The 18,322-nt window shown below is 68.4% G+C and carries 14 protein-coding genes and 2 tRNA genes; 7 read left to right on the top strand and 9 right to left on the bottom strand.

What is annotated here, in order from left to right; genetic code table 11:
* A partial coding sequence (locus AB0M35_RS08310) for an RICIN domain-containing protein (RefSeq protein WP_363742986.1) occupies positions 1–362 on the bottom strand: 362 nt, incomplete at its 3' end.
* Positions 363–925: 563 nt separating this feature from the next.
* Between AB0M35_RS08310 and AB0M35_RS08305 the strand changes: the two genes are divergently transcribed.
* From AB0M35_RS08305 to AB0M35_RS08295, 3 genes are read left to right on the top strand one after another with little or no spacing between them, the layout of a single operon-like run.
* Positions 926–2,059, top strand: coding sequence for an ABC transporter permease (locus AB0M35_RS08305; protein ID WP_363742984.1), 1,134 nt, complete (start codon positions 926–928; stop codon positions 2,057–2,059).
* Positions 2,056–2,742: an ABC transporter ATP-binding protein gene (locus AB0M35_RS08300; protein WP_363742982.1), complete on the top strand. Its 687-nt coding sequence runs from the start codon at positions 2,056–2,058 to the stop codon at positions 2,740–2,742. Before AB0M35_RS08305 ends, AB0M35_RS08300 begins: the two co-directional genes overlap by 4 nt.
* Positions 2,743–2,778: 36 nt before the next feature.
* A complete protein-coding gene (locus AB0M35_RS08295) occupies positions 2,779–3,381 on the top strand; it encodes a TetR family transcriptional regulator (protein ID WP_363742980.1) in 603 nt (200 codons plus the stop codon).
* A gap of 36 nt (positions 3,382–3,417) precedes the next feature.
* Here the strand turns inward: AB0M35_RS08295 and AB0M35_RS08290 are convergent, their stop codons facing one another.
* A complete protein-coding gene (locus AB0M35_RS08290) occupies positions 3,418–4,638 on the bottom strand; it encodes a putative manganese transporter (RefSeq protein WP_363742978.1) in 1,221 nt (406 codons plus the stop codon).
* Positions 4,639–4,842: 204 nt separating this feature from the next.
* Here AB0M35_RS08290 and AB0M35_RS08285 point away from each other — a divergent pair, with 204 nt between their 5' ends.
* Positions 4,843–5,484: a response regulator transcription factor gene (locus AB0M35_RS08285; protein ID WP_363742976.1), complete on the top strand. Its 642-nt coding sequence runs from the start codon at positions 4,843–4,845 to the stop codon at positions 5,482–5,484.
* Positions 5,485–5,508: 24 nt separating this feature from the next.
* Here AB0M35_RS08285 and AB0M35_RS08280 read toward each other — a convergent pair whose 3' ends face one another.
* From AB0M35_RS08280 to AB0M35_RS08270, 3 genes are all read right to left on the bottom strand, one after another.
* Positions 5,509–6,294: a fused MFS/spermidine synthase gene (locus AB0M35_RS08280; protein ID WP_363742974.1), complete on the bottom strand. Its 786-nt coding sequence runs from the start codon at positions 6,292–6,294 to the stop codon at positions 5,509–5,511.
* A gap of 66 nt (positions 6,295–6,360) precedes the next feature.
* The gene (locus tag AB0M35_RS08275; RefSeq protein ID WP_363742972.1) at positions 6,361–7,401 is read right to left on the bottom strand and encodes a hemolysin family protein; all 1,041 of its coding nucleotides are present in this window, start codon (positions 7,399–7,401) and stop codon (positions 6,361–6,363) included.
* Entirely contained in the window at positions 7,398–8,771 is a 1,374-nt protein-coding gene (locus AB0M35_RS08270) for a hemolysin family protein (protein ID WP_363742970.1), read from the bottom strand. Before AB0M35_RS08270 ends, AB0M35_RS08275 begins: the two co-directional genes overlap by 4 nt.
* A gap of 706 nt (positions 8,772–9,477) precedes the next feature.
* Here AB0M35_RS08270 and AB0M35_RS08265 point away from each other — a divergent pair.
* A complete protein-coding gene (locus tag AB0M35_RS08265) occupies positions 9,478–11,826 on the top strand; it encodes a non-reducing end alpha-L-arabinofuranosidase family hydrolase (protein WP_363743063.1) in 2,349 nt (782 codons plus the stop codon).
* Positions 11,827–11,980: 154 nt separating this feature from the next.
* Positions 11,981–13,327 carry a ricin-type beta-trefoil lectin domain protein gene (locus AB0M35_RS08260; RefSeq protein WP_363742968.1) on the top strand — a complete coding sequence of 449 codons (1,347 nt, stop codon included), beginning with the start codon at positions 11,981–11,983 and terminating at the stop codon, positions 13,325–13,327.
* A 306-nt stretch (positions 13,328–13,633) separates the two neighbouring features.
* Here the strand turns inward: AB0M35_RS08260 and AB0M35_RS08255 are convergent, their stop codons facing one another.
* From AB0M35_RS08255 to AB0M35_RS08240, 4 genes are all read right to left on the bottom strand, one after another.
* Positions 13,634–14,635: an XRE family transcriptional regulator gene (locus AB0M35_RS08255; protein WP_363742966.1), complete on the bottom strand. Its 1,002-nt coding sequence runs from the start codon at positions 14,633–14,635 to the stop codon at positions 13,634–13,636.
* Positions 14,636–16,395: 1,760 nt separating this feature from the next.
* A tRNA-Arg gene (locus AB0M35_RS08250) sits at positions 16,396–16,468 on the bottom strand.
* Between the two features lie 34 nt (positions 16,469–16,502).
* Positions 16,503–16,593, bottom strand: a tRNA-Ser gene (locus tag AB0M35_RS08245).
* A 463-nt stretch (positions 16,594–17,056) separates the two neighbouring features.
* On the bottom strand, positions 17,057–17,605 hold the full coding sequence (locus AB0M35_RS08240) for a hypothetical protein (RefSeq protein WP_363742964.1): 549 nt from the start codon (positions 17,603–17,605) through the stop codon (positions 17,057–17,059).
* Here AB0M35_RS08240 and AB0M35_RS08235 point away from each other — a divergent pair.
* Positions 17,553–18,320 (top strand): hypothetical protein, encoded by a 768-nt coding sequence (locus AB0M35_RS08235; protein WP_363742961.1) that lies wholly within the window; start codon positions 17,553–17,555, stop codon positions 18,318–18,320. The two genes, AB0M35_RS08240 and AB0M35_RS08235, sit on opposite strands and share 53 nt — an antisense overlap.
* Positions 18,321–18,322 lie beyond the last annotated feature (2 nt).

Raw genomic sequence — 18,322 nt, 5'->3', positions numbered from 1 at the left:
GTCGACCAGTTGTAGACGTCGAGCACCTTGCCGGACAGCCGCGACTTCAACCGGTAGTAACCACCACCCGAATCGACGAACTGCCACTGCTGCTGGTTACCGTTGTTACGCGCCCACTGCGTGATCCGCGCACCATCGCTGGTGGCCAGGTTGTACACGTCCAACGCCTTGCCACTGTTGCGGTTCAGCAGCACGTACCACGCGTTGGTGTCGACCGTCGCCGCAGCTGCCGGGGTCGACACGACCGCCGTGGCTACGACTCCGCCCACCACCGCCGCCACACCGGCCGCGACGACGCGCAGCAACCGCCCGCGCCGATGCGACGGCGGCGCGAGCAATGAAGATCTACCAAAGGCAGACATGATCCTCCTTCGAAGTTGACCAGGACCCGAACGGCCCACCAAGACGGGCACACCGCGATGCACAGCCAGTCGGCCAGCCCCGGGATGTGTTAGCGCTAACATCGACGTCCGCATGCCCTGGCGCACGCCTGAACCAAGATCCGACGCAACAGGCTTGCCCGGTGAGCCTCCGACGCCGTCACCCTTGAACATCGAATGTGGGCGATAACATGCCGTTCGTCAAGTCGTAACGCGCCAGTCTCATCGAGGCGTTCCGCGCCACAACCCGCGGCATGACCACTCCTGACCGGCGCTCCGCAGGGATCCCCCTGCCCACCGGCACAGCCCGGGGCCGGCCACCCAGGGACGACTCCCTGATGGCGCTAACATCGGCGTTTGCGCATGATTCGGTCGCAGTTCGCCGAGCGATCCGCGACCGCGTACGGGCGAACGGCAGTTCGGGCGGGGCAGAGCTTCACTCCGCGTGAGTTGCTGCACAGGTTCGGGGTCGACGGCGGGTTCCCGACAGGGAGTCGGTATCTTTGCCGACATGCTGTCGGCTACCTATCGGATGCGGTGAGCCCATGTTCCTCGCCATACGCGAACTTACCTTCGCCCGCGGTCGGTTCGCCCTCATGGGCGTCGTCGTCGCGCTCATCGCGATCCTCACCGTATTGCTGAGCGGACTTTCCGTCGGTCTGGTCAACGACGGGGTCTCCGGGTTGAAACGCCTCCCCGTGACCTCGCTGGCCTTCCAGGACGACGTGGCCAAGGATTCGGCCTTCTCCCGCAGCGTGGTGGAGACCACGGCGGTGGACACCTGGGCGGACCAGGACGGCGTGGCCGAGGCGGCGCCGCTGGGCAACACCCTCGCCAACGGTCGGACCAATCAGGGAATCGAGGTCGACCTCGCCCTCTTCGGCGTCGAGGTCGGTTCGTTCCTCGACCCCGCCGTCGTCGCCGAGGGCAAGCGCCTCGCCTCCGAGGGCGAAGTGGTGATCAGCGCCACCGCCGCCGAACTGGGCATCTCGGTGGGCGACACCATCACCCTGGAGCCCGCCGGTACCCCGCTCACGGTGGTGGGCATCCTCGCCGACCAGCACACCTTCGGCCACGTCGACATCGGCTACCTCCCGCTGCGCTCGTGGCAGGAGGTGAAGGCCGGAGTCCGGGCCGGCGACGCCGCGCCCGAACGCATCTACAACGAGATCACCGCGGTTGCCGTCCGTACCGCTGACAACGCCGACGTCGACCTGGTGGCCGGCGACAAGGCAGCCGGTACGACGTCGATGACCCTGGAGGAGTCCTTCGGCGCCTCGCCGGGCTACACCGCCGAGACCTCGACGCTCCAGTTGATCCAGGTCTTCCTCTACGCCATCTCGGCGCTCGTGGTGGGTGCGTTCTTCACGGTGCTCACCGTGCAGCGCAAACAGGAGATCGCGGTGATCCGGGCGCTCGGTGCCAGCACGCGCTACCTGCTGCGGGACAGCCTGATGCAGTCGGTGGTGCTCCTCGTCCTCTCCGCCGGGGTCGGCGTCGGCATCGGCGTGGCAGCCGGCGCCGCCATCTCGGCCACTCCCATGCCGTTCGCGCTGGAGGCCGCTCCCATCGCCGTCGCCACCGCTCTGCTGCTCATCCTGGGCGTCGTCGGTGCCGTCGTGGCCGTCCTGCGCATCACTCGCGTCGACCCGCTCACCGCGCTCGGAGGCAACCGATGACCGCCGTCCTGTCCCTGTCCGACGTCACCCTGGTCCACGGCGACGGCGAAGACACCGTCACCGCCCTCGACAAGGTCAACCTGGATGTCGAGGCGGGGGAGCTGGTCGCGATCGTCGGCCCCTCCGGCGCCGGCAAGTCCAGCCTGCTGGCGGTCTGTGGAGCGCTTACCAACCCCACCTCGGGCACGGTCCGGCTCGGCGGCGTCGACCTCGACACGCAGTCGCCGCGCCGGCTCACCGCGATCCGTCGCGAGCGGATCGGCTTCGTGTTCCAGAGCGGCAACCTCATCCCGTCTCTCACCAGCCTCGACCAGATCCGGCTGCCACTGACCTTCGGCAAGGTCGCCAACCCCCGCGACCCCGGGGAGTTGCTGGCCGAGGTCGGCATGTCACACAAGGCGGACCGGCGCCCGCACCAGCTCTCCGGCGGCGAACGGCAACGCGTCGGCATCGCGCGGGCCCTCGTCACCCGCCCGCAGGTACTCCTGGTGGACGAGCCGACCGCTGCGCTGGACCGCCAGCGCAGTCAGGACGTGGTCGCGCTCCTGGCCCGCGAGGCCCACGACCACGGGGTCGCCACCGTCATGGTCACCCATGACCATGAGGTGCTGCACCACTGCGACCGGGTGCTTGAGATGATCGACGGCAGACTGCTGCCCGCCGACAGCAACGCAGCAGTCTGATCACTTACCCGATCAGCTGCCCACGAGGAGGAGCGCGTGCCGCGGATCCAGGCGGCCAGCGTCGCCGAGCACCACGCCCGGCAACGGCGTGCTCTGCTGGACGCTGCACGCGCCCTGCTGGCCGAGACCGCGCAGGCGCCCTCCATGGCGGCGGTCGGTCGCCGTGCCGGGCTGGCGCGCACCAGTGTCTACCAGTACTTCGCCTCCGCCGAGGAGCTCCTCGCTGCCGTCGTCGCCGACGTGTTCCCCGCCTGGGCCGGCCAGGTTCTGGCACGGGTGCTGGCGGCACCCACGCCGGCCACCCGGGTGTGGGCGTACGTGGTGGCGAACGTCGACCTGTTCGCAAGTTCCGAGCAGGCGGTGGCGCGGGCGCTGACCCAGGTGGTGGAGCCACGCGTGTTGCAGGGCCCGATGGAGGAGTTCCACGCTCAACTCCAGGGGCCACTGCGGCAGGCGCTCGCCGACTTCGGTGAGCCCGAGCCGGAGACGATGGCCGGGCTCATCGACTCGCTCATCGTGCGAGCGTCCCAGGAGGTCGGCTCCACCACCCGGACGCAGCCAGCGGAGATCAGAGTCGCCACGGTGGCCCGGCTACGTCGGTTGCTCGGCCCGTACCTCGGCCTGGGTCCGCAGGACTGACACCCACCGACCCCGGCCGAGGCACGGCCGCGCCGGTCAGAGCAGGAGCAGCAGGGCAGAGCCGACCGCCACCGCCGGAATGGTGGTGATGACCGTGGCCAACAACGCCGAGTTCCGCCGCAATGCGGCGAGCGGGATCAACGCGTCGCCGTCCTGGCTGATCGCGTTGGCAACCAGGGTCGGCAGCGGCAGTCCCCCACTGACGTACAGGCCGGTGAAGACGATCTGCACCGCGCAACCGGGGATCAGGCCGATGCCGGCCCCGACCAGCACCCCCAACAGCCCGCCGAGCGCGATCTGCGAACCGTCGAACCCGGTGGTGCTGATGACCACCTGCCACGCCAGGTACGCCACAGCCACCCAGACGGTGATGAACGACGCCTCGTGGGCGCTGTGCCGCAGAGTCGCACCGATCGATTGCGGATGCGCGGTCGTCAGGCTGTCGTCTGCCAACCGCCCCCGGCCGGCGGCGAAGATCAGCGTCGCGACCATGGTGCCGAGCACACCGAGCGCCAGGTATGGGTCGACGCCACCGAGTGCCTGGGTCAACACCGCCGGATCGACCATCTGAAAGAGCACCGGCACCGATACGACGAAGGCCGGCGCGGTCAGTCCCCAGAAGGCCGTGGACGCCGTCACCTGCGGCAGCACGCCACCGAGCAACCGCCGGGAGCCGGCCAGGTCGGGGACCCCGACGGCGGCGAGCCCGGCGGGTGGGGCAGCCACGGCGGATCCGACCCGTGTGGCCGGCCCGGCCGGTGTGGCCGCTGTGGCAGGCCCGACCGGTGTGGCAGGCCCGGACGATGTGGTCAGCGCGGCAGGCCCGACCGGTGTGGTCGCGGCGGGCGTACGGCGTACCGCCCGCGCCGGGTCGATGCCGAGTGCGTCCACCACGTAACCGGTGACCAGGCCGACCGCGAACAGCAACGCGTGTATCTGGAGCGCGAACATCGGATTCCAGGCCATCACCACCCACGAGGAATCGCCCATGGTGGCGACCAGGGCGGCGATCACGGTGCCGAATGACACCTTGCCCCGGGCGTACAGCGGCATCAGGATGATCGCGCCGCCGCAGCCTGGACTCACGCCGAGCAGCGCTCCGACCAACGGCCCGAGCCGACGATGCCGGGTCAACCCATCGGTGACGCGATCCCCGTACCGCCAGCGCAGCCAGCCGAAGAGCGCCACCATCACGGCGACGTAGACACCCACCTGCATGAACGCGTCGGCGAGCGGACGCAGGACGATTTCGGTCACAAAACACCTCCAGGCAAGACGGCCCGCGGGGGATGTTCTGCTTCAGGCCACAGCAGGTACGCCAGGGCACTTCCCCGGACGCTGGCCCTTATGGGCCATTCAGCGACCCCGCCGGGTCATCCGGCTCAGCCGCGGTCCGCGGGTACGGCGTCTCACCTTCGGTGTGAATAGGCATGATGGCTCTGTAACCGGGAAGGAGCGAACATGTCACACTGTTCCCCCATCCGGGTCGCGGTCGTCGACGACCACCCGATCTTCGCCCGGGGCCTCGAACTGCTGCTTCCCGCCGCCACCGACGGGCGGGCGCAGGTGGTCGGCTCCACCGCCGATGCTGCGGCGGCGGCCTCGCTGGTCCGCCGCTGCGTGCCCGACCTGGCCCTGGTCGACCTGCACATGCCGGCGCCGGGAGGAATCCGTGCCGTGGCGGCGATCCGCCGAACCACACCACAGGTACGCGTGGTGGCGATGTCCGACGCGGACGACCTGAATTCGCCCCTGCAAGCATTGGAGGCCGGTGCCGAGGCGTACGTGCCCAAGAGTGCCGAGCCGGAGAAGTTGCTGCCCCCGCTACTAGCGGTCCTCGACGGCTGGGCGGTGATGCCGACGCAACTGTTGAGCGTGTTGCTTCGCCCCTCCCGTTTCCCGCCCGTCAGCCTCGACGAGGCGGAACGCGCCCTGCTCCGGTCGATCGCCGCCGGCTGCAGCACGCTGGAGATCGCCGATCAGATGCACGTCTCCGACCGGACCGTGAAGCGGATGTCCGCCGCGCTGTTGCGCAAGTTGCGCGTCTCCAACCGCGCCCAGGCCGCAGCGCTCGCGGGCCACACGGGAATGCTCGACGACTGAACGTTCAGGCCCGGTATCCGGTCCTCATCGCTCGGTGTCGTCGGTGCGCGGCCGGGCACCGGCGATGAACGTGTCGAGGGCCGGGCCGTGCAGCACGCCGCCGGGCAACGGATCACGCAGGGCCCGTACCACCAGGCGCGCCACAGGAAGTCGGTCCGGACGCAGCGCCGCAGCGAGCACCACGTTGCCGTACCGCCGGCCGCGCAGCATCCGCCGGTCGGCGACGACGCACACGTCGGCGAAGACCGCCCGCAGGGTGGCCGCCTGCACCCGGGTGAGGACCAGGGGCGGCAGGTCGGTGACGTTGACCAGGTAGATGCCGTCCGGCCGCAGCACCCGGGCGACCTCGGCAGCGAACGCCACGGTGGCCACGTGTGGCGGCATCCGGGCCGCCCGGTAAATGTCGGCGAGCACCAGGTCGTACGCCCCGGCGGGAGCCACGGCGACCGCCTCCCGTGCGTCTGCGACGTGGACCTCGACACCGGCCGGTCGGGGCGGCAGGTCGCGCGCCACCAGTTCGACCACCGCCGGATCCCGCTCGACGACCAGCTGGGCCGAGCCGGGCCGGGTGGCGGCGACGTAGCGCGGCAGCGTCAGTGCGCCGCCGCCGAGGTGCAGCACATCCAGCGGATCACCGACCGGCGCAGCGAGATCGGCTACGGCGGCCATCCGGCGGACGTACTCGAAGTGCAGGTACGTGGGATCTGCAAGATCCACGTACGACTGCTCGACACCGCCGGCCAGCAGCGTACGCCCGGTGGGCCGGGTCGGATCGACGACCAGTTCCAGCCGGTCGTCGGATGCTCCCATGGCCAGGCAGGTTAACTGATCCGCCGACGGCGCCGGAACCATCCGCTGGGTCGAAGGATGGTGGGTCTACGCCGCGCGTCCGGTGGCCGCTGATGCCGCCGGGGAGCCGGAGGTGGGGAACAACCTCCGGAGGACGTCCGCGAGGGTGATGACACCGATGAATTGTCCGCCGTCGGTGACCACGACGAGGTGGTTGCGGGTCTCGCGCATTCTCGTCAGGGCCATGTGCACCGGCGTGTCCGCCTCGATTCGGAAGGCCGGGCGCGTGTACGGCGCAAGCGACTGCTCTGGTGGCGCGTTGAGTGTGTCGCGTACGTGGACCACTCCGGTTACCGCAACCTCGTCACCGACCAGAATCCGCAGGTGGCTTGAGCTGCGGGCGGCGGCTTGGACGTCGGCGACTCTCGCACCGGGTGACACGGACGTCGGCCGGGTGCCCGGATTGACGAGGTCCCGCACCAGCAGGTTCTGCAACTCCAAGGCCACCGTCAGCTGGGTGGAGTACCTGGCGTCGAGAGCCCCCACGTTGGCGGAGTGTTCGACGAGATGGCGCAGGGTGTCCGGGCTCAAGCCGTTGGCCACCTGGTCAGCCGGTTCGACACCGATTCGGCGGAGGCACCAGTTGGCGGCATCGTTGAGCCCGCGAAGCAGCGGCCTGGTCAGCCACATGAACGCCCGCATAGGTATGGCCAGCATGATCGCCGACCGTTCGGGGTGGGCGATGGCCCACGACTTGGGCGCCATCTCGCCGACGACGAGGTGCAGGAAGGTCACGATGATCAGGGCAAGCGCGAAGCCTGCGACATCGGCGAGCCACAGCGCCACGCCCCATGATTCGAACAGCGGGGTCAGCCAATGATGCACCGCCGGCTTGGTGATGGCACCGAGCGCAAGGGTGCAGACGGTGATGCCGAGCTGTGATCCGGCCAGGAGCACGGTCAGTTCGGAGGACGATCGCAGCGCCGCGCGGGCGGAAGGGCTGGATGCCGCCATGTCTTCGAGGCGGTGTCGCTTGGCGGCGATGAGGGCGAACTCGATGGCGACGAAGAATGCGCTCAGCACGATGATCGCCACTGTCGCCACCAGCACGATCCAGAAGTTGCTCATCGGAGTGCTTCCTCGTCGTCTTGCGAAGCCGGCGGAGCCAGGATCAGGCGGATGGACGACGGCACGTGGCGCTCTACCTTGACGACCTCGACCCGCAGCAATCGTGGTTCGGGCGTGGTGGTCAGGGCAAGGTCGGCCGGGTCCACGGGCAGTTCCACGTCGAGCACCGTGCCGGGTTCCGGGAGGTCACCGTGCGCGGAGATCACCAGCCCGGCCAGGGTCTCGTAGTCACCTCGCGGCAGATCCTGGCCGAGGATACGCTCCACCTCGTCGATGTGTGCGTCGCCGGCAATGAGCCAGTTGCCGTCGTGGGCGGTCGTCGTAGTGGTCGCGCTCTCGTCGTCGTGCTCGTCTGCGATCTCGCCCACCAGTTCCTCGGCGAGGTCTTCGAGGGTCAGCACGCCTGCGAAGCCGCCGTACTCGTCCACGACGCACACCATCTGGTTGCCCTCGCCGAGTTCCTGCAGGGCCGCGGGTAGGGCCATGAGGGTGGGAACGATGACGGCAGGTCGCATGACGTCCGCGGCGCTCAAGGCCGGATCGGGGTCGGCAAGAATCTCGTCAAGGTGGATCACGCCGAGCACGTGACCCTCGACGTTGAGAACCGGATAGCGCGAGTGCCCCGCCGTCATCCGCTCGCGTACCTCCGCCACGGTGTCGGTGGCCTGGACGACATCGACGCGGGCGCGCGGAATCATGGCGTGTTCCACGTCACGGCGAGGGAAATCCAGGATGCGGTCGAGCATCAACGACAGCTCGGCCGGCAGATCACCGCTTTGGCGGGATTCCGCAACGATGTGTTCGAGGTCCCGGGCCGTCGCGGAGTGCTCGATGTCGTGCACGGGTTTGATACCCAGCAGGCGAAGGAGAAGGTTCGACGCTTGGTCGAACACCCAGATCAGCCAGCCGAACACCGTGAGATACGCGATGGTCGAGCGCGACAGCCAACGCGCGACGGGCTCGGGGCGCGCGATGGCGAGGTTCTTCGGGAACAACTCTCCGAACAGCATCTGGATCAGCGTGGAGAGCAGCAACGCCAGGATGGTCCCGACGGCAATGCCAACGCCGGTGGGGACACCGACTCCCCCGAGCATCGTTCCCAACGACTCGCCGATGAGCGGCTCGGCGACGTATCCGACGAGTAGACCGGTCACGGTGATGCCGAGTTGAGCACCCGAGAGCATGAACGACGTTCGTCGGGTGACCTTCAACGCACGCTTCGCGACCGGGTCACCAGCTGCTGCCCGCGCCGAGAGCGCGGATCGATCGACGGCCATGTAGGCGAATTCCTGCGCCACGAAGTAGCCGGTGACGGCAGTGATCGCCAAGACGACGAGAAGCCCAAGCAGCAGGGAGAGCACCGCCATCATCGGGTACGCGACCCTTCACACGTCCACTCGCGATGAGGCAGGTGCCAGGGTCTTCGGCCGAGAGTCATGATCGCCAGCATAACGCGGTCCGGGAGAACGGCATTCGACGTCCGCGAGGCCATCCCGATGGGGGCTGACCTGCTTCGATGGGTACGAGGATCCCGATCGTGGTCCCCAGTCCCACGATCGGGCCGCCCGACGCCGTTGCGTCGTCGGGCGTCGACACCGAGCGTCGGCCCGAAAAGCTACCGGTTGAATCCCGAAACTACCGGTTGAAAACCCTGGAACTTTCTGCCAGCCTGATAGCCACCGATCAATGTGATCGCTAACACGATCTCCACGCCCCGGGAGGCCCTCACACCGACGAAGCCCACCCAGCTGCCCGGTGACACACCCACCACCTTCAGTCCAACGCCCGCAACCACTTCCCGGCGGGCAACCGGGCCCACCTCGCAACCCTTCACCTGCTGGTCAGTTGGCCAGCGCCGACTGACCTCCGGGCGGGCACCTGACGTGAGTCCTGGCCCGGTCGGCGGCTCGGCATCGTGGGGCGCTGCCACCTGAGCGCTCCCGAACGGCGACAGATATTTCCTAACCCCACCAGTGGAGGATCAGCATGATCTCCCGGATCCGTCCCTCCGGGCGTCGACTTCGAACGCTCGCTGCCCCCGGCACAGCCGCGATAGTTGCCGTCCTCATCGTGTCGATGTTGCCTACTCTCGCTCACGCCGCCGAGTCCACCCTCGGCGCGGCCGCGACCCAGTCCGGCCGGTACTTCGGCGCCGCGGTGGCGGCGAACAAGCTCAACGAGGGCGCCTACACGACGATCCTGAACCGCGAGTTCAACAGCGTCACGCCCGAGAACGAAATGAAGATCGACGCGACCGAACCGCAGCAGAACAACTTCACGTTCGGCAACGCCGACCGGATCGTCAACCACGCCCTCTCCCGGGGCTGGAAGGTCCGGGGTCACACCCTGGCCTGGCACTCGCAGCAGCCCGCCTGGATGGAGCGGATGGAAGGGCAGGCGCTGCGCTCGGCCATGCTCAACCACGTAACCCGGGTGGCAACCTACTACCGGGGCAAGATCGACTCGTGGGACGTGGTGAACGAGGCGTTCGAGGACGGCAACAGCGGCGCACGCCGTAACTCGAACCTGCAGCGCACCGGCGGCGACTGGATCGAGGCCGCGTTCCGCGCCGCCCGCGCCGCCGACCCGGGCGCCAAGCTCTGCTACAACGACTACAACACCGACAACTGGACCTGGGCCAAGACCCAGGCCGTCTACAACATGGTGCGCGACTTCAAGCAGCGGGGCGTGCCGATCGACTGCGTCGGGTTCCAGTCGCACTTCAACGCGCAGTCGGCGTACAACAGCAACTACCGCACCACGCTGTCCAGCTTCGCCGCCCTCGGGGTGGACGTGCAGATCACCGAGCTGGACATCGAAGGTTCGGGCACCACGCAGGCCAACACCTTCCGCGCCGTGGTCAACGACTGCCTCGCGGTGCCGCGCTGCAACGGCATCACCGTCTGGGGCATCCGGGACAGCGACTCCTGGCGTTCCTACGGCACCCCGCTGCTCTTCGACAACAACGGCAACAAGAAGGCCGCCTACACGGCCACCCTGGACGCGCTGAACAGCGCCACCCCGGGGCCGACTCCGACGCCCACCACGCCGGGGCCCACCCCGACCACGCCCCCGCCCAGCTCGGCAAACGAGATCGTCGGCACGCAGTCGGGCCGGTGCATCGACGTACCCAACGCATCACAGAACAACGGCACCCGCGTCCAGCTCTACGACTGCAACAAGCAGACCAACCAGTCCTGGACGTACACGGCCAACCGGCAACTCCAGGTGTACGGCAACATGTGCCTGGACGCCGCCAGCTCCGGAAACGGCGCAGCCGTCCAGATCTACAGCTGCCACAGCGGCACCAACCAGCAGTGGAACGTCAACTCCAACGGCACCATCAGTGGCGTGCAGTCCGGACGCTGCCTGGACGTCTGGAGCACCTCAAACGGCGCCCAGGTGCAGCTCTACGACTGCCACACCGGCGCCAACCAGCAGTTCCGGCTCGTCTCCCTCGGCGGTTCCAACCCGCCGCCCACCACCCCGCCGCCGACGACTCCGCCGCCCGGCACCACCTGTGACCTGCCGTCGTCGTACCGGTGGTCGTCGACCGGCGCCTTGGCGCAGCCCAGGGCCGGTTGGGTGTCGTTGAAGGACTTCACCCACGCGCCGTACAACGGTCAGCACCTGGTCTACGGCACCACGCATGACACGGGCACGACCTGGGGTTCGATGAACTTCGGCCTGTTCTCGAACTGGAACCAGATGGGTTCGGCCAGCCAGAACCAGATGCCGTTCGCCGCCGTGGCGCCGTCGTTGTTCTACTTCGCGCCGCGCAACGTCTGGGTCCTGGCCTACCAGTGGGGTGGGCCGGCGTTCTCGTACCGGACCTCGACCGATCCCACCAACGTCAACAGCTGGTCGTCGGCACAGACGCTGTTCACCGGGTCGATCTCGAACTCCAGCACCGGCCCGATCGACCAGGCGCTCATCGGTGACGACCAGGACATGTACCTGTTCTTCGCCGGCGACAACGGCCGCATCTACCGGGCCAGCATGCCGATCGGCAACTTCCCCGGCAGCTTCGGATCGAACTACACCACGATCATGACCGACACCACGAACAACCTGTTCGAAGGCGTTCAGGTCTACAAGCTCCAGGGCCAGAACCGGTACCTCATGATCGTCGAGGCGATCGGCTCGCAGGGCCGCTACTTCCGCTCGTTCACGGCCACCAGCCTCGGCGGCACCTGGACCCCGCAGGCCACCTCCGAGAGCAACCCGTTCGCGGGTAAGGCCAACAGCGGTGCCACCTGGACCAACGACATCAGCCACGGCGAGCTCATCCGCAGCAACGCCGACCAGACGATGACCGTTGACCCCTGCAATCTCCAACTGCTCTACCAAGGGCGGTCCCCCAACTCGGGCGGCGACTACGGCCTCCTGCCCTACCGCCCGGGACTGCTGACTCTGCAGCGCTGACAGCGTGCAGGTCCGGCTCGGGCACAGCCGGAGCGGGCGGGTTCGGCATCAGCCGAGCCCGCCCATCCCTCACTCACCCCACCACCAGGAGGTACCGACCGTGCAAGGACAGGCACACCATCCCCCACCCGCAGGGACTACCGATGCCGACCGAGTGCCCAGCTTCCGTGGCCGGCTGTTCAAGCTCGCCGCGACCGGGATCGCCGCCGCCGTCGGGCTGCTCACCGTGACGGTGGCGGCCGGGTCGGCGTCGGCCGCCGATAACCCGTACGAGCGGGGCCCGGACCCCACCCGGACCAGCGTCGCCACCGAGCGCGGCCCCTTCGCCAACACCTCGGTCAGCGTTCCGACCGGGTACGGCTTCAACGGCGGCCGGATCTACTACCCGACCGACACCAGCCAGGGCACCTTCGGGGCCATCGCCATCTCGCCGGGTTACACCGCGTTGTTCTCCGCCGAACTGGCCTGGATGGGACCGTGGCTGGCATCGCACGGCTTCGTCGTGATCGGCATCGAGACCAACAGCCGTAACGACTTCGACACCGCCCGAGGCACCCAGTTGCTCGCCGCGTTGGACTACCTGACGCAGCAGAGCCCGGTACGCGACCGGGTCGACTCAAGCCGGCTGGCCGTTGCCGGTCACTCCATGGGCGGCGGTGGTGCGCTGAGTGCCGCCATGCGGCGTCCGTCGTTGAAGGCGGCGGTCGGCATCACGCCGTTCTCGCCGTCGTCGAACCTGGCCAACGACCGGGTACCCACGATGGTCATCTCCGGGCAGGCGGACACGGTGGTCACCCCGTCCTACGCCCTCGACCTGTACAACAGCCTCCCGTCCACGACGGAGAGCGTGTACGTCGAGGTCGCCGGTGGGGATCACGGGTTCATGGTCGGACGATCCAACCCGGTGATGATCCGGACCATGCTGCCCTTCCTGAAGATCTTCGTCGACAACGACGCTCGGTACAGCCAGTTCCTCTGCCCGCTGATGGACAACAGCGGCGTGGTCACCTACCGCAGCACCTGCCCGTTGCTGACGACGCCGACCACTCCTCCGCCGACCTCCCCGCCGCCGACCAGTCCTCCGCCCACCAGTCCTCCGCCGACCACGCCGCCGCCCGGCTCGGCCAACCAGATCGTCGGCGTCCAGTCGAACCGGTGTATCGACGTACCCAACGCCTCACGGAACAACGGCACCCGGGTACAGCTCTACGACTGCCACGGACAGACCAACCAGTCCTGGACCTACACCGCGAACAAACAACTCCAGGTGTACGGCAACATGTGCCTGGACGCGGCCAGCTCCGGAAACGGCGCAGCCGTGCAGATCTACAACTGCCACAGCGGCACCAACCAGCAGTGGAACGTCAACTCCAACGGCACCATCAGTGGCGTCCAGTCCGGGCGCTGCCTGGACGCCTGGAGCACCGCCAACGGCGCACAGATCCAGCTCTACGACTGCCACGGCGGCACCAACCAGCGATTCAACCTCGTCGCACGATGACCGTGGTTGACGCGACGAACAAGCTGTTCGTCGCCATGCTGCGGGGCTAGCTCCAACACCTGGAACAGGCCGGACCGAAAACGGGCGGGCTCGACATCACGTCGGGCCCGCCCGGAACACGCAGACACCGCCGGCCAGCACGGGCATCGCTAGGAAGACAGACAAGGCCCTGATCTGCGTTCCCGCAGCTCAGGGCCTTGTCGATCTTGCGTGCCCGAAGGGACTCGAACCCCTAACCTTCTGATCCGTAGCACGCCATGGCGATCGCCTGGGCGATGCTCTGCGCGAATGTCTGGAGCCTAAGGATCACGAACTGATCCTGATCAGAAACTCCTGATCAGGATCACCGCTGCAGGGCTCTTGGACCGCCTCGGCCTGCGGTACCAGCTCGTCGTCCCGGATACCCAAGCAGAAGGCGCCGGCCGCCGGACGCAGTCGGTAGCCGCCAGGAACTGGTAGGTCGACCGCCTCGATCCGGAACAGCTGGGCTGACCAGTCGTCGCGGCAGTCGCGCCAGGGCTCCAACATGCCGGCTGCCGGGCCATCGCTGATGACCGTGAGGCAGCCGACACCTTCCTGTGGGTGGATCCACTTGATGTGGTACAGGCCGTCGCCCACCGGTTTGATGACAGTCTCGGGCGGTACGGATCCGGTGCAGGGACGTTGGACTGCCACCGCGCGGGTGTGCTCGCGCCCCTCGCTCAGGCACAGTTCCGGTGTGCGAGCCGGATGGATTCGGGCGACTCCGCCTGATTTGCCGAGCGTGAGCTGACGCGGAGTGGATGGGGCGGCCGCTACCCCGTCAGACGCGTTCGGGCGGGGCGCCGGCCGCTCGGGCAACTCGGGTACGGCAACGACGCCTCCGTGTTGGCTGCTGTCGCGTTCGAGCAGCAGGAATGCCGAGATGCTGACCACCAGCACGAGGGTGATACCCAAGCCGGTCACCACCGGCCACGACCGCGAGCGTCGCGTCACCTGAAGATCCGCTGGCGTCTGCTCAGTGCCGCTGCCCGACGGCGAATCCACTGGCTCGGGGGACGATCCCGATGCCGGGTGTTCGGATCCCATGGCGATGCCGTTACGTACCGCCACCCACCGTTCAGCGGTGTCCTGGCCCAAACCGCAGGCGTGGACGAACGTCGTGATCAGCGGGGCGCGGGGCAGGGTGTTGCGGCCGAGCATCGAGGTGATCGTGCTGGGTGGGAGCGAACCTCCCGACGCCCGGGCCTTCGCGGCCAACTCCCGGTACGACAGCCCTGACCACAGGCGTAGAGCCCTCAGGGCCGCGACGAACTCTCGGGCGTTCATGGATGGATCGGGTTCCGGTGGTCGCAACACAGGCCACTCCCTCCACTCCACGGTGGGTCTCGATTCAGTTGGAACCACCATCATCCCGGCGGCTAAACATTCATGCTTTCAGATCTATGACTTCGCGACCCGGCTGTGGCCGCCGCCACTTCGGCCGGCGGGCCGCAGAAAGCCGTCAAGGCGACGTGTGCGGAACTGTTCCGCACACGTCAGGCCCTTCCCCGCCTCACCGCCCCCGGGTCAGGCTTACCGCCAGATCGATGTGCCGAGCAGGGCGAGCTCCGCCCTGTAGGCCTCAAGACGAGAGAAAGGAACAGGGATGAGGGGATGGTGGCTCGCTATCGGTGCTGCGGTGGCCTTGGTGCTCGGTACGCCAGGTATGGGACATGCGGCCGCGTATGAAACCGACTACGCAGTTTCGGGCAGCTCTGCCCAGTGCACGTACGACACTTCCTACCCTGGAGGGCTGGGCAGCGTCTGCTTCCAGAAGTACGGAGATGTCTGGATGGTCACTAGATCGGCCCTGGAGACCAGTTCCACCTCAGTGCGGTGGGTCAACCAGCTTCGTAACTCTTCCGGTAGCTGGGTGACGTACCGGGAGGGGCAGTGCATCAACAGTCTAGGCCACTCGACGTTCGGACTCTGCAACAAGGACTACTACGAGAACAGCAGCCATAACGCCCTCGGCGGGTACGGCAGTCGACTCAGATTCCAGGCCTGCTACACAACCTGTAGCGCATGGACCCCCTGGTTCGCTAACGACCAGTGAACTAGGTACCGGCGCGTTCCGTGTGGCCCACTCGCCGGCATGCTGACGCGCCGTCCCCGGGCACCATGACCCCGTCTGTCTCCCTTGCTGGCCTCGCCGTAGTTTCCAGCGAAAGAACAACTCCAGCCCTGGTCAGTGGCCCTGCGCGAACGCCTGGGGCCCGGGATCGTCATCCCGTTTTTGACCAGCGCTGGAGTTGTTTTTTGGTCCGGAAGCTACCGGCGGGCCAGGTAGCCTCACCGCCGTGGCACCGCAGACGCCGTGCCCACGGCGTTGCCGGCACTGCGCCCGCGAATCCGACCAGGCCGATGCCGCCGCAGCGGCCTGTTGACACACATCGTGCGGGCACACACCTACCGCAACGCTCAGATCCGGCCACGAGTCAGTGCCATAACGGAGGGGGACAGCCCTCATGAAGGACACGGCACGGCCTGCGGCGATGCATGGCCGGGTGAGCGCCAGATCGTGTCGCGGTGTCGGTGCCACCGGTCGGGCATCTGGTACGGGAAGACGCCGGTCAGGGCGCGAGACCGGCTCAGGCTGCTGATCCGGACGGGGAGCCCGAACCATGCCTGGCAGAGCCGCTGGTGCCCGTCGACGAGGAAACCCTGTCACCGGTCACCCTCCGGCGGGTGAGTGCGGGTGATGACGCGGACGCCGCGCCACCGCCGGGCTGGGTGGCGCCGAGCGAGCCGCTGCTGGGATATCTGTCCGCGCGGCCGCGAAGACCGCAATGCAGTCGTCGGGGTCGAGGCGGATCGCAACGGCTGTGCCGCACTCGCGCCACACGGCATCCCAGCATTCAGGAACAGGAGGACAACGACTCGAATCGCTGCCAAACGCATGCGGGACTGACCGGCACCGGCCCGGACCCGCCGGGACGGAGGGGATGCTCGTCGCACGAGCACCCACCGAGCACCCAACCGACCACAAGGGACGGAAACACAAAGGCGCCTGACCTACCCTTTCAGGTCAGACGCCTTTGATCTTGCGCGCCCGAAGGGACTCGAACCCCTAACCTTCTGATCCGTAGTCAGATGCTCTATCCGTTGAGCTACGGGCGCTGGTGCTCGGCCAGTCTACACACCCGGCCTTGCGCGGAGACTCCGGGATTCGAACCCGGGAGGGGCTTTAAGACCCCAACCGCATTAGCAGTGCGGCGCCATAGACCAGACTAGGCGAAGTCTCCCAGGTGGCCTGCAGACCACCGCGCCCGAGGATACAGGTCCGGACCGGCCGGGAGCAAAGCGACTATCGGGTGCCGCCCGACTGTGCCGGGCGGCCAGCGAACTTAACCGCTGTGCGCCGCCGTGTTCGGGACTACGCTCCATCGGCATGCAGGAGCAGCCGCCCAGCGAGCAGGACCACCCCGAATCTGCTGAGGGAGCACGTCGGCGCTCCCCGAAGGCGACCTTCACGCCACCGCCGGCTCCACCCAGCCCTCCCCCCGATGAGCAGGACGAACCCGGCAGAGCACGTCCTCGGCGTGCGAAAGCCGCTCCGGGGGTGCTGTTCCAGCCACCGCCCGCTGCGGAACAGCCGCTGCCGCGTCAGGCCCGGCCAGCATCGTCCTCACCCGCGCCGCCGTTCGTGGCCATGCCAGCCAAGGTCGACGAGACCGGGATCACGCGGGCGCAGACACGGCCACCCGATCATGGCGACGACCGGCCGGAGCCCTCAGCAGCACAGCCGGCTTCCGGCGCGGCAAAGAAGACCACACCGAAGAAGGCCTCGCCCGCGAAGAAGGCTGCACCGCCGAGAGTCACGTCCGAGGCAGCTGACGCTGCCGGGCCGAGCGATGCGAAGAAGACACCAGCCCGCAAGGCAACGTCCGTGAAGGCGGCGGCCGATCCGGACCCGCTTGTGGCCAAGAAGGCGCCGGTACGCAAGGCCGCATCTTCCCGGACCCCGACCGACGCGGACCGGACCCCGACCGACGCGGAGCCGAGCGGGACGAAGGCACCAGCACGCAGGGCAGCGGCTTCGAAGGCGGTGCCCGAGCCGGGAGCGCAGGTGGCCAAGAAGGCACCCGCACGCAGGGCGGCGTCCCTCAAGATCGGGGCCGACGGCGGATCGACCGGTGCCAAGAGGGCGCCGACGCGCAAGGTCGCGTCCCCGCCGGCCTCGGCTGAGGCAGTCGATCCCGCTGTGAACAGCAACAGCAACAGCAACAGCACCAGCACCAGCACCAGCACCAGCACCAGCAAGGCGTACGCCGGAGAGTCGGCCAGCACCGCGGCCGGGCCGGGCCTGATCGACGACGGGACCGCTGCGGAGCGTACGCCGAATTCGGAGCTGCGGACGCTGGTCGCGCGGATGCTCGACCACCCGGGTTTCGCTCCGGAGCTGCTGGCGCTGGCGGCTGTCGAGGCGCTCGGGCCTGGCGCCGCCGAGTGGGCTCGGCGACTGCGGGGGACGTACCCGGGGGCGGACTCGGACGGTCTGGCTCGGCTGGCCAGTCAGCGGTTCGTCCGGCAGGCGACAGTCGGTGGGGCGGGCTCCGCGCTGACGGGCGCCTTTGCGCCGGTGGTCGAGTTGGCCGTGGTGCTCTGGTCGCAGGCGAACCTGGTGCTGCACCTGGCGGCGGCGTACAACCGGGATCCGGCGCATCCGGACCGGGCGGCGGAGCTGCTGGTACTGACCCGGGTGCATTCGGACCTGGAGGCCGCCCGGTCGGCACTCGCGGCGGCCCGGGCTGCGGGGGACGGCCCGAGTGGGCCCGCCCCTCGGGCGGCGGAGGCGGCCTGGCGGCTGGCTGCCCCGCTGGCCGCCCAGGCCGGTGGCTGGCTGGCTCTGCGCCTGGCCGCCCGCCTGCTGCCCGGGGCGGCGGCACTGGCCGCGGCGGCCGGCAATTCCGCCGCGACCCAACGCCTGGCCGCCCGCACCACGGCCAGCTACCGCCCACCCCGGCGGTAGTT

The organism is Micromonospora sp. NPDC051196 (assembly GCF_040682415.1).
Classification (GTDB): Bacteria; Actinomycetota; Actinomycetes; order Mycobacteriales; family Micromonosporaceae; genus Micromonospora.
The sequence above is the reverse complement of the archived record's forward strand: the minus strand, read 5'-3'. Positions and strand labels throughout refer to the sequence as shown.